The sequence below is a fragment of the Flavobacterium sp. MMS24-S5 genome (assembly GCF_050320125.1).
GTDB lineage: Bacteria > Bacteroidota > Bacteroidia > Flavobacteriales > Flavobacteriaceae > Flavobacterium > Flavobacterium tyrosinilyticum.
Genome location: NZ_CP190016.1, coordinates 1,528,225 through 1,540,933, shown reverse-complemented (window position 1 = coordinate 1,540,933; position 12,709 = coordinate 1,528,225). Strand labels below are relative to the sequence as shown.

Annotated in this window: 8 protein-coding genes; 3 read left to right on the top strand and 5 right to left on the bottom strand. The window is 34.9% G+C overall.

Features of this window, described 5'->3' with window-relative positions; translation table 11 throughout:
• Nucleotides 1-115: 115 nt before the first annotated feature.
• From ACPWTF_RS06825 to ACPWTF_RS06805, 5 genes are all read right to left on the bottom strand, one after another.
• Complete coding sequence (locus tag ACPWTF_RS06825; protein ID WP_427874923.1) at nucleotides 116-1,345, bottom strand: glycoside hydrolase 5 family protein; 1,230 nt, start codon at nucleotides 1,343-1,345, stop codon at nucleotides 116-118.
• 132 nt (nucleotides 1,346-1,477) lie between these two features.
• Nucleotides 1,478-2,668 carry an AGE family epimerase/isomerase gene (locus ACPWTF_RS06820; RefSeq protein WP_427874922.1) on the bottom strand — a complete coding sequence of 397 codons (1,191 nt, stop codon included), beginning with the start codon at nucleotides 2,666-2,668 and terminating at the stop codon, nucleotides 1,478-1,480.
• A gap of 6 nt (nucleotides 2,669-2,674) precedes the next feature.
• Nucleotides 2,675-3,865, bottom strand: a complete 1,191-nt coding sequence (locus tag ACPWTF_RS06815) for a glycoside hydrolase family 130 protein (protein WP_427874921.1) — start codon at nucleotides 3,863-3,865, stop codon at nucleotides 2,675-2,677.
• 27 nt (nucleotides 3,866-3,892) lie between these two features.
• Nucleotides 3,893-5,284, bottom strand: a complete 1,392-nt coding sequence (locus ACPWTF_RS06810; protein WP_095931033.1) for an MFS transporter — start codon at nucleotides 5,282-5,284, stop codon at nucleotides 3,893-3,895.
• Nucleotides 5,285-5,321: 37 nt separating this feature from the next.
• Entirely contained in the window at nucleotides 5,322-6,458 is a 1,137-nt protein-coding gene (locus ACPWTF_RS06805; protein ID WP_427874920.1) for a glycoside hydrolase family 26 protein, read from the bottom strand.
• 304 nt (nucleotides 6,459-6,762) lie between these two features.
• On the opposite strand from ACPWTF_RS06805, the gene ACPWTF_RS06800 reads away from it, so the two are divergent.
• The 3 genes from ACPWTF_RS06800 to ACPWTF_RS06790 all read left to right on the top strand — a co-directional run bounded on the left by ACPWTF_RS06800 (nucleotide 6,763) and on the right by ACPWTF_RS06790 (nucleotide 12,696).
• A complete protein-coding gene (locus ACPWTF_RS06800) occupies nucleotides 6,763-7,641 on the top strand; it encodes an AraC family transcriptional regulator (protein WP_095931031.1) in 879 nt (292 codons plus the stop codon).
• Between the two features lie 313 nt (nucleotides 7,642-7,954).
• Nucleotides 7,955-11,122, top strand: coding sequence for a SusC/RagA family TonB-linked outer membrane protein (locus ACPWTF_RS06795; protein WP_427874919.1), 3,168 nt, complete (start codon nucleotides 7,955-7,957; stop codon nucleotides 11,120-11,122).
• Nucleotides 11,123-11,133: 11 nt separating this feature from the next.
• Complete coding sequence (locus ACPWTF_RS06790) at nucleotides 11,134-12,696, top strand: RagB/SusD family nutrient uptake outer membrane protein (RefSeq protein ID WP_427874918.1); 1,563 nt, start codon at nucleotides 11,134-11,136, stop codon at nucleotides 12,694-12,696.
• The last annotated feature ends 13 nt before the right edge of the window (nucleotides 12,697-12,709 follow it).

Genomic DNA, 12,709 nt, shown 5'->3' with positions numbered 1-12,709 from the left:
TCGTTGTGTAGACGCACTGCGGTGCGTCTCTACAGAAAATGGGAATGAATGATTCTTTTATTTCTTTAATTCTGAATTGTATTTTTTTACAATTTCTAATGTCGATTTATCTCCGTTAAAAACAGAATTTAAACCTTGCGGTTCTTGCGGAGGATCTGTAGTCAAAGGCTCTCCAGGATTCCATTTTCCGTCTTGATGAATTGCTTTTCCTTCGCCGCCATAACCCCAGAAATTGGCCGCTCGTAACGGAACTATTATTTTTAACGCTTTCTACAACTCTTCCAAAAATATAACTGTAAAATTGATTTCTATAAATAGAAGATGCTCCCGCATTCAGGTTTTCATTTTCTCTCGGAAGTCCAAATTCTTCAATGATAATAGGTCTTTTCAGATTGTTGGCAACCTTGATGTGATCGTCAATATATTTTCCAGCGTTTTCGATTGTTGTAGGCATTGTCGCTTCGGCATTATCGGCTTTAAACCAATTCCAGTTTTTGGGCCAGATGTGCATCGTCAAATAATCGATATTCGGATTTTGATGCGTTCTTTCGAAAATTTCCATGCTATCGTTCGAACTATTTTTCCCTTCAGAACCTGTAGAAACTAAATGATTTTTATCTAAACTGTCAATTAAATCAACAATGTTATTGAGCCATTTCGTGAATTTAACTTCATTTTCTACCGTAAAAAGTCTCGGTTCATTTCCTACCTGCCACGACATAATCGTGTTGTCTTCGTTGTATTTCTTTTTAGAATACGCATTAGTTCTGCCAATAATAAACTTCACATGATTATTTAAAGCTTCCATGCAAGGTTCACAACTATGAAACTGTTCTGTATACGACATAAACTGAGGCCAAGTATTCGGCGGAATATTCGGAACCGGAATTGCTCCTTTGCCATTCCATTCCAAGTATTGCGACATTCCGCCCGACCATTCCCAGTTGTTGGTTAAGTACAAAACGGCATACATGTTTCGTTTGCTCATTTCGTTAATCAAGAAATCCAATCCGTCCAATAAATCTTCATCATATTTTCCCTGTTCATATTGCAGTGCTGGACGAACGGTAAAATCATATTTTCCACCATCGGCACCCACTAAAACACGTAAATTGTCGATTCCGTTTTTTTTCATTAAATCCAACTCGCGCAAAAGCCTTTTACGATCGCCTATTTTTTTAGAAGCCAACATACTTCCATACCAATAATTGGTTCCAATATAAGCGTACGGTTTATCGCCTTTGTAAAATTCATTTCCTTTTACGGTGATTTTTTCCTGCGCCTGACAAGCAATTGCGGTAAAAATCAAGGCCAATGAAAGGGTTTTAAAAAATCTGTTTTTCATAATTTATATTTTAAGGAGCTAATCCCGCTATCCGCTGTATCTTTTATGGTGAACCCCACCATAAAAGGATGCCGCTTCTATCGGGGCTAAAACTTTACGTTCTGTAAGACGTTCTGATTTTTATTTGAAACCTTAATTTTCAATTCGATGAATAAGCTCCAGACAGGCACGGCTGTTATGATAAGGACATTTCCAGAATCCGGCTTTGTCTTTTTTAATTAAGCTATAATCGTCATAAACTCCCCAATGCCATTCTCCATTTTGCTGATCGATCATGTATTTTTTTATGAATTTCCAGTTTCTGTAAACGATATCCAGATATTCTTCTTTTCCGGTTAATTGATAGGCGTTGTAAAAACCAATTAAAGCCTCAGCTTGTGGCCACCAATGTTTTTCTGCAATCAACTCATTTTTTTCAGGATCATATTCGTACCATAAACCGCCATCAGCATCTAAACCTTTTTTGGTTACTTCTGCAATTTGAATGGCATGTTTTTTATAATTGGCAATCAAAGTTTCATTTCCCGAAATTTCGGCACATTGCTGTAAAAGCCAAGCTGCTTCAATATCGTGTCCGTACGAGATAACATCTGGTTTTTCTTTCCAGTTTTCGTCAAAAAACAAGCGTAAATGTCCCGTTTCGGTATTGATAAAATACTTCTCGATGGTTTCTAATAATTCGATAATAGTGGCAAGCAGTTTCTCATCTTTCCAGACTTTATATAAATTCGCATAACCTTCAATAATATGAAGATGCGTATTCATGGTTTTCTTTTCGTTGGCATCTTTTTCGCTTAAACGCAAATCATCAATGGGTTGCCAATCTCTGGTAAAAGCTTCAAAATAGCCTTTGTTTATCTTATCATAGCTATGTTCTTGAATTTTTGCATATAAGTTTTTAGCAATTTCTAAAGCTCTTTCTTCTTTTGAAATGGCATAATATTCAGACAATCCATAAATCGCAAAAGCCAATGCGTAAATCTGGTTTTTGGTGTCTTTTGGAGTTTTATCCTCATTTATACTCCAAAAAAGACCTCCAAACTGTGTGTCATAAAAATAAGAAGCAAGAAATTCGAATGCTCTTTTTGCCAGTTTTTTGTGGTTTTCGTTTCTAGTGGTTTGATAACTGGCAGAGAACGTCCAAAGAATTCGGGCATTCAGAACCGAACCTTTTTCTGCATGAGCAATTTGATGATCGTTAAAATCGATTTGGCCAACATAACCTCCATTTTGATCGTCAATAGTACGCTCCGACCAATAATTTAGGATAGAATCCAGTTCTACGGTTAGTTCCGATTTTAAAAGCTTTCTTTGTAATGACACGATATTTTAAATTGCGTTATTTTTTTCGATTTGATTAATGATGGTTTGCACTGAACCTGCCGAAATAAAAGTATCTGCTGGAGTATTTATTACATAATCAACAAGTTTATCTACAGATGAAACCGCCACGTGCATTCTAGTATCTGAAGAAGCGTAATAAACGTAAACCGTTCCATCTTCGTCTTCGATCCATCCGTTAGAAAACAAAACATTCGATACGTCTCCAACTCTTTCAATTCCTTCAGGTCCCATAAAATGTCCGGCAGGAACGTGTGTTACTTTTGTAATATCATTCAAATCGGTCATGAACATATACAAAGTATAGCGTAATCCTGCAGCAGTATTTCGAACTCCGTGCGCTAAATGCAACCAGCCTTTTGATGTTTTAATTGGAGCTGGACCCAAACCGTTTTTCAGTTCGTAAATCGTATGATATTGTTTTCCAAAAATGATTTTTTCGTCTTTTACAACAGGATTGGTCATGTCTTCAACGTAACCTAAACCAATTCCTCCACCGCTTCCAACATCAATAAAACCATCTTGTGGACGTGTATATAAAGCGTATTTTCCGTTTACAAATTCTGGGTGTAAAACAACATTTCGCTGTTGCCCTGTGTTCGAAATCAAATCTGGCAATCTTTCCCAGTTTACTAAATCTTTAGAACGCACAATTCCCGCATTGGCTAAAGCTGAACTTGTGTCGCCTTTTGGGGCTTTTGGATCTTTTCTTTCGGTACAGAAAATTCCGTAAACGTAACCGTCTTCGTGATTAATAAGACGCATATCGTACACGTTTGTATCGGGTTCTTCAGTTTGTGGAATCACGCATGGTTTATCCCAAAATTTGAAATTGTCAATTCCGTTTGGACTTTCGGCGATAGCAAAAAAAGATTTTCGGTCAATTCCTTCTACTCGAACAGCCAATAAATATTTTCCATTCCATTTTATTGCTCCAGCGTTGAAAGCGGCATTCACGCCAATTCTTTCTTGTAAAAACGGATTTGTATTTTCGTTAAAATCAAAACGCCAGTTTAATGGGATATGTGCCGCAGTAACGACAGGGCTTTTGTAACGTTCATATATGCCGTTTCCAACTATTTCTTGAGGTTCGTTTTTTTGCTCAAGCAGTGTTTTATGTTGTTTTTCTAATGCCGATTTTCTTTCTTGAAAAGTGGCTGAAGATGTTATCGTTGTCATATCAATTGATTTCTATGTCTTTTGTTTTTAATGATTTTGATCTCTTTTTTCGTTTAAATCTTGTTCTATAATCTGTAATTTCTCTTCTGATAAAGGGTAAAATGCTATAAAAGCTACTGAAATTGCTGCCGCAATTGCTGGTAATATGCTTAACATTAGCTGAATTCCGTTTTGTGCTGTTGCTGTCTGCTCAACATTGGCCTGAAAGCCGTAATATCCTAAAAGCCATCCAGCTCCTGCGCCACCAATCGTCCATCCAAATTTTTGCGACATAGATGAAGCAGAGAAAACTAATCCTGTTGCTCTACGTCCTTGTTTCCATTCAGAATAATCGGCACTGTCGGCGTACATGGACCAGATTAAAGGAAAAATACAGCCCGCACAAATGCTGATTAAAACTTGAAAACTCATAATTAAGAAAACATCTTCTTTTCCGAATAAATAGAAAATCAGACTTAAAATGGCTGCCAAAGCCATTGCACCAAAAAAGGTTTTCTTTTTACCAATTTTATTGGCAATTGGTGTTGCAATAATTACTCCGATAATGTTTGCTGCTTGTCCTAAAACCAAATAAATTGAAGTTGGTGTCATATGGAAATCGGTTCCGAAAAGCGAAAAATCAAAATTTACAGAACTGCTTACATAATATTTGAAGTAGTAAACGGCAGCCCCATCACGAATTGAATTGAATACCAAAGCTCCAATTCCGGCTCCCAATAAAATCCACCAAGGTTTATTTTTCCAAAGATCTTTTAGATCTTCTTTCAAGTTATTCTGTTCATCTGCAATAGGTTTGATTCTTTCTTTAGTGAAGGCAAAACAAGCCCAGAAAAAGACAGTTGTAATTAACCCAAAAACGGCAATTGTTGCCAACCAGCCTGTTTTAGAATTTAGATTTCCGCCAAAATAATTTACCAAAGGTTCAATTAACCAAAGCGCTAAAAGACTTCCTCCAAAAGCAAAAACCATTCGGTAAGACGAAAGTGTATTTCTTTCTTTTCTATCAGATGACATTACGCCCAAAAGCGATGCGTAAGGAACGTTGATTAAAGAATAAATCATCATCATTAAGGAATAGGTCACATAAGCATAAATGATTTTTCCTTTTTCATCAAAATCTGGAGTGTAAAAAGTTAAAACTCCAATCACGGCAAAAGGTATGGCAACCCAAAGTAAATAAGGTCTAAATTTTCCCCATTTGCTTTTGGTTCTGTCAGCCAGAATTCCAACAATTGGGTCAAAACATGAGTCCCAGATTCTAGTAATTAAAAACATAGTTCCTACTACAGCAGGCGCCAATCCGAAAACGTCGGTGTAGAAAAACAGTAAATACATACTGAAAATTTTCCAGAACATAGAAGAAGCAGCGTCTCCAAGTCCGTAACCGATTTTTTCTTTTAAACTAATTTTGTCGTGCATTGGTTATTTTTTAAGGTTGTAATTTAATTCGGGGCAATTATTTTAATTTTTTCTGAATGTCTTTTTCAAAGATAGTCTGGTCAAGATTGTAAAAATCGATAAAATCTTTTTCGCTTACTTGGCCTGAAAATGGCGCATAATAATGCATTTTTTGCTCTTTTTCCTGCCATCCGTGGTTTCTCCAAAGCAATACATAAGAAATTTTATAATCTCCAATTGCTTTTAATAGAGTTCTCGTCCACCATTTTGGGTCTGGAACGGCTTCATAACCAGCTTCAGCGAGTGCCATTAATTTGTGTTTTTTTGAGCTGATTTTGTTTAATATTTTAAACTGATTTTGAACTTCAGCAACGAATTTTTCGCCATTTGGATCATTACTGTTTTGGTAGGTGTCAAAACTCAACATGTCGGTATAATTATCTCCAGGATAATTGGCTAGAAAGTCGTTTTCGCTTCCAAAACTTCCTGTGTTATAAACATAAATCAAGTTGTGAACCCCTTTTTTCTGAAGGTAATCAAAAGTGAATTTCCAAGCGGTTTTGAATTCCTCTGGAGTGCAGTTTCCTTTTCCCCACCAAAACCATCCGCCAGTAAGTTCGTGAAAAGGTCTGAAAAGTATCGGAATGTTTTTACCATTTTTATCTTTTAAAGACAAAAAGAAAACAGCTGCTTTATCTAACCAAGAAGTAAATTTTTTATGATTTTCGGCTCCAGGCAAAATCGTTTTTAAAGAATTTGGAACATTATCCCAAGCATTTTTTCCTGTTGCAGGATTGTCAAAATGCCAGCTGATAGTCGAAATTCCGCCTCTAGAATCTGCTTCAATAATATATTGTTTCATTTTAGCAAAAGGAACTCCATCAATATTATTCGGACTGTCATTTTCTAATCCCGCAATATCCCAGCCATAAACCGCAGGATAATCTCCAACGACATCTTTTATGTCACTGCGTCCGTCTTCGTATTTCCATTTTACTCCATAAGCCAAATCGTCTTGATGTCCGAATAAGAAACCTTTTTGAGTTAAAGTATTAAGTTCTTTATATAAAGTTTTAGTTTCTATTGTTGCTTTTTTATCTGAAAGTGACAAATTAGTATTACTAGTGCTTTTTTGAGACCAACACGAACTGCTTAGTGCAGTTACAGTTAAAAGCGTTAAAAAATGTTTTTTCATCGAAAAATAAGAGTTGGCTGTTTAGCTAAATGCTAACTAAACAAGGGTTTACGTTTTTTAAATAATAGCATTTCTTCTGTCGAAAATTCTCTATGCTATTAGCGTTAAAATTATTAAAACTATAAAAAGTTATTTAATAAAAAATGATTAATGTTTATTATTAATGTTCTTTTTAAAGAAATGATAAATTAATTTTTTCAAAGATAAACGGATGATTATAGTGTAATTAATATTATTTTATCAATTATATATCATATTATTGCATCAAAAAAAGAACATTTGTTTTCCTGAAATAGTTTTTAAGATGAGTAATACGAAGAATTTTTATAGAGAAATAGCACCGCTTGCTGCGAGTGACAGCTTTTTGGTTTTTGATCGTGTAAAAGATAGTTTTGATTTTCCAGTTCATTATCATCCGGAATTTGAGATCAATTTTATTCAGAATGGAAAAGGGGTTAAAAGGGTTGTAGGAGATAATATTGAAGAAATTGATAATGTCGAGCTAGTTTTGATTGGTCCCAATTTATATCACGGTTGGGAATTGAATAAATGTACAAATAAAAAGATACACGAAATTACGATTCAATTTCATAACGATTTATTTCATGAATCTTTGCTTGCGCGACGTATCATGAATCCGATTCGCGATATGTTTAATAGATCAATTCACGGAATTCTTTTTTCTAAAAAAACAGCCGAAGAATTGATGCCAAGACTCGTAAGGCTTTCTAAGCTGGATGGTATGGATTATTTTTTAGAGATTACTTCCTTGCTGTATGATCTGGCCAATTCTAGAAATCAGCGTTTGCTTTCGACTTATACAGTAGACTATGATACTTTTGATGATTATGATAAAATGAAATTGGTTTACGAATATGTGCAAAAACATTTTGCTGAAAAAATTACTTTAGAAGACGTGGCAAATGTAGCGAGTATGTCGATAATTTCTTTTAACCGATTCATTAAAAAGAGGACTGGAAAAACTTTTGTGAATTATATAAATGACATTCGTATTGGTTATGCGGCGCGTTGGCTGGTAGAAAAAGATATGAGTGTTTCTGAAGTTGCTTTTAAATCTGGTTTTAATAATATAGCAAATTTCAATCGTAGTTTTAAAGCTACAAAAAATTGTACACCAAGCCAATATCGTGAAGAGTTTTCTGGTTTAAAACGAATTTTATAGTGATACTTTTTTATCACAAATAAATATTATTTTTAACGAAAACGTTTGATTTTTAAGATTTCATTGGTTTTTTTGCATCGTTTGTGTTCTAGAGAGAGGTATGATTGCGAATAATTTAAAATTTATACGCTTTTATTTTTATATGTGTTTTTTTAAGGGCTTATAGTAAAAATATTATCATTAAATGATATAATACTATCGATTTGATAATCCTCTCTGTTATAGATTTGTTAAATAATTTAAAAGTAAAAATTACCCAGGCATTTACTTTTGGATTATGCAATAAACAAATTTAACTAACCAAACACTTATTATGAAAAAACTATTGACTAGCTTCATTCATTGGAGGGCTGACCACAAAGCCATTCCTTTGATATTATTTTTGTTACTGACTAGTAATTTTATTACGGCTCAGGTAAAGGTTTCGGGAACTGTATCTGATGAAAAAGGGTTATCTATACCAGGTGCCAATATCATAGTTACAGCTACAAAGAAGACGGCTTCAACAGATTTTGATGGTAAATATTCTATCGAAGCACCTGCAAACTCTACTATTTCTGTTTCATTTATTGGATATGTTTCGCAAACTATCAATGTTAAAAATGGCGGAACAGTAAACGTTGTCTTGAAACTTAGCGCAGAAGATTTGCGTGAAGTTTTGGTAAACGTAGGTTATAGAAGCGTAAAGAAAAAGGATTTGACAGGAGCTATTTCTACTGTTACTACTAAGGATATTGCAGACTCTCCACAAGTATCTGTAGATCAATTGTTACAAGGACGTGCTGCTGGGGTAACAGTAACGAACAATTCTGGACAGCCAGGAAGTAGTGTATCGGTTAAAATACGTGGAACTACCTCTATCTCTGGAACCAATGAGCCATTGTATATTATAGATGGTATTCCGATTTCTGGAGATGCTGCCAATACTGCAACTGGAGGTTCAATTGTTACAGGTTATTTAGGATCGAATACAGGAAACGTAACTTCTAGTCCGATAGCTTTTTTAAATCCTAACGATATCGAAACAATGGATATTTTGAAAGATGCTTCTGCAACTGCTATCTATGGTTCTAGAGCGTCGAACGGAGTTGTAATTATTACTACAAAAAGAGGAAAAAAAGGGGCAGGAAAAATTACTTATGACACCTATTTTTCTATTCAAAATGTTACTCGTTTATTAGACACTATGACTTTGAGCCAATACGCAGAACAGCAAAATGCTTTGGCTGCAGTTTATGGTGTAGCACCAAGAGATGAATTTGCTGTTCCATCTGTTTTAGGTAAAGGAACAAATTGGCAAGATGAGATTTATAAAACTGCGATAATGAACAATCACCAGATTTCATTTTCGGGAGCAAAAGATGGTACTAACTATTATATTTCAGGAGGTTATACTAATCAGGAGGGTATTGTTATCGGTTCTGGTTTCAAAAGATATAGTTTTAAAACAAATGTTGACAGCAAACTAAAAGATTGGCTTACTGTTGGAGTGTCTGTTGGAGCAGGTGTAACCAATGAAGATATTACAATCAATGGTGCTAGCAATGGTATTATCAGTACTTCTATTTTGTCTACGCCAGATGTTGCGGTAAAAGATACGAATGGCAACTATGCTGGTCCGCCAGCAGATGGATCAATTGGGGTTTGGATCAATCCAGTAGCTTCTGCATTGATGAATACTAATAAGTTGATTAAGAAAAATTTTATAGGAAATTTTTATGCTAACTTTAGAATTGCCAAAGGATTGGAGTATCGTTTTGACTTTGGTGGATCTACTAATATAGATAATTTTGAAGGTTTTCAGCCTACTTATAAATGGGGTTCAGCGGTTAGAGAAACCAATATGCTGACAGAGAGAGCAAACAATTGGTATGGACTTAACGTTAAAAACGTTTTAACGTATAAAGTTGATGCTGGAAATCACCATTTTAATGTTTTGGCTGGTCAAGAGGCTAATGATAGTCATTGGTTTGGTAATTCGCAATCTGTTTCTGGGTTATTAAGTAATGATATTCATTCTATTAGTTTAGGAGATCCCGATTCAGTTGTAGCTTCAGAGTATAAAGGAAGTTCTGCTTTATATTCTTTCTTCGGATCTTTTAATTATGACTATGATAATCGATATGGTTTGCAGGCAACCATGAGAGCAGACGGAAGTTCTAATTTTGGTTCAGGTGAAAAGTGGGGTTACTTTCCTTCAGTTTCTGGTTATTGGAAACTTTCGAACGAAAAGTTTATGGAAGGAACTAGAGAATATATTGATAATATCAAGTTTAGAGGTGGATATGGAGAGACTGGAAACCAAAATATTGGTGGTGGAGGTTACATGAGCACGGTTCGTGCAATCAAATCGGCAATGGGGAACTTCTTTACGGTTAACAATATTGCAAATCCTGATTTAACTTGGGAAACTTCTAAACAAACCAATTTAGGTTTAGATTTTACACTTTTCAAATCAAAACTTCAAGCAACATTTGATGTATACAGAAAAGAATCTGAAGGATTTTTATTTGTGTTGCCATTGCCTTACTACGTTACAGGTACAGATGCGTATCAAGGAGGTTTAGGAGCGCCAAGTGTAAATTTAGGAAGCTTAAGAAATCAAGGTTTTGAGATGACTTTAGATTATAATGAGAAGTTTGGAAAAGATTTTTCATGGAATTCAAAAGTAATTTTCTCTACAAACAAAAATAAATTGTTGAGCCTGCAGGATAATTTTGATTTGACGAAAGATGTATTGCTTAATGATTATACGACAAAAGCAGTAACCAAAACTATAGTTGGTCAGCCAGTAGGTCAATTTTACGGATATCAAGCAGTTGGTATTATCAGAACGAACGAACAGTTGGCCAATGCACCAATTCCATTTACAGGAAATAAAGCTGTAAAAAGCCAGTTGGGAGATGTTGAGTATGTAGATCAAAACAAAGACGGTTTGATTGATGATAAGGACTTAACCTACATTGGCAATCCAGCACCAAAATTCACTTACGGTTTCAACAATACTTTTAAATATAAAAATATTGATCTAGGAGTCTTTTTGCAAGGATCATATGGTAACAAAGTAATGAACTTAACAAGACGTGCAGGTACTAAAAACCAACGTTTGTATGAAAATCAATTGGCAGAAGCTGCGGATTTTTGGACACCAGAAAATACGGATGCAAAATATCCAAGACCTGATGGCGGAGACGGACATCCAAATATTGCAATCTCAGATCGTTATGTAGAAGATGGTTCGTATTTAAGAATTCAGCAAGTTACTTTAGGGTATAATATGCCTTCAGATGTGCTCTCAAAAGCGAGCATTAGTAAATTAAGATTTTATTTTGGTATTCAAAATCTTTACACATTTACCAAATATACAGGCTATGATCCTGAAATCGGATCATATAACCAAGATCCATTATTATCAGGAATCGATTCAGGGCGTTACCCAACCAATCGTAGTTTCACTTTTGGAATGAATTTAGAATTTTAATTACTACTCTTATGAAAAAATATATCAATATAAAGACCTTAGTTTTATTCTTAACGCTAGGTTTGGCAACTACTTCTTGCAGTGAAGATTTCTTAGATCGACCTTCTGAAGATAGTTACAGCAGTGATCAGTTTTATAATACCGATGAGCAGGTAGCAAGAACTACTTACGGAATGTATGGTGCCATGTGGGCTCCTTATTATACAAAGAATTTTTATGCATTGTCTGAATTATCATCTGGAAATTGTTTGGCTTATGCTGATGAACCAGAGCTGATTCAGTTTAAATTGACTTCTGATAGTCCAATATTATTAGATCCCTGGAGGGCTTGTTTTGCAATCATAGCACAAGCTAATAACTTGATTAATAATATTGAAAAAAATGCTACTGCAGAGGTGAATAAGGCAGTTATTAAAAACACTATTGCAGAAGCGCACTTTTTTAGATCGATAGCTTATTTTTATTTGGTTCGTTTATATGGGCCAGTGCCTATTATTGAAGATAATTTGGCTTTGGCCAAAGATCCGATGGTGAATACCAATAGAATTGAAGATGTTTACACATTCATCGAAAACGACTTAAAATTCGCTGCAGCCAATCTAAAATCAAAAATTAGATCTAGAACTCCTGGCGGCGAGAATATTTTTGTGACGCAAGGTTCTGCTGAAGCATTTTTAGCCAAAGTATATTTATATGAGAAGAAATATGCAGATTCTAAATTAATGGCAGAAAAAGTGATTAATTCAGGAGAATTTGGATTACTGCCAAATTTTGCAGATTTGTTTTTGACAAGTAAAAATAACAACGAAGAATCTATTTATTCTTGGCAATGGTCTGGCGCTATCAATACTTATGGAGGAGGAAATTTCTCTAATATTCAATATGGTTTGGATATTTTGAATGATAATGCTTCATACGGTGCTACTTATGTGCCAAGTAATGACGTTCAAGATGCTTTTGAAATTGGAGATTTAAGAAGAAAAGAATCTTTTATGATTTATGGAGATTCTTATCCTAACATTAAAGGAGATGGTGTTGTAGGTTTTGTTATGGATAAAACGAAATATCCAGATGTATTAGCCAATACAGGAGCAGCTGTTAAGAAATATGTTGTAGGGCAAGTTACTAGCGAGACATGCCCAGCTGATGGATGGGGCGGAATGAATAACTGTAATTATATTATGCGTTATGCCGATCTTTTATTAATACATGCTGAGGCAACTATGGCTGGAGCGGATGAAACTACTAATGCAGCGGCAAAAGAATCATATAACAAAGTGAGACTTAGAGCGGGTCTTGCAACTTTAGGGAATAATGTGCCTTTAACAAAAGCGGCTTTGTTTCGTGAGCGTAGAGTTGAATTTGCTTTTGAAGGAGAATTTTGGTTCGATTTAGGAAGGTTGCCACGTCAGGAAGCAATCAATATTATTTCTCAGCAAGATAGAGGTTTCGATTCGCAAGGGGTAATACATTATACGCCAACGCCAACTGATTTTATTTATCCAAAACCAGATGTTGAAGTTAGAAAAAATCCAAAATTGAAAGAGGCACCAGTTCCTTACACTTTCAAATAATTTTTTAAAAGTA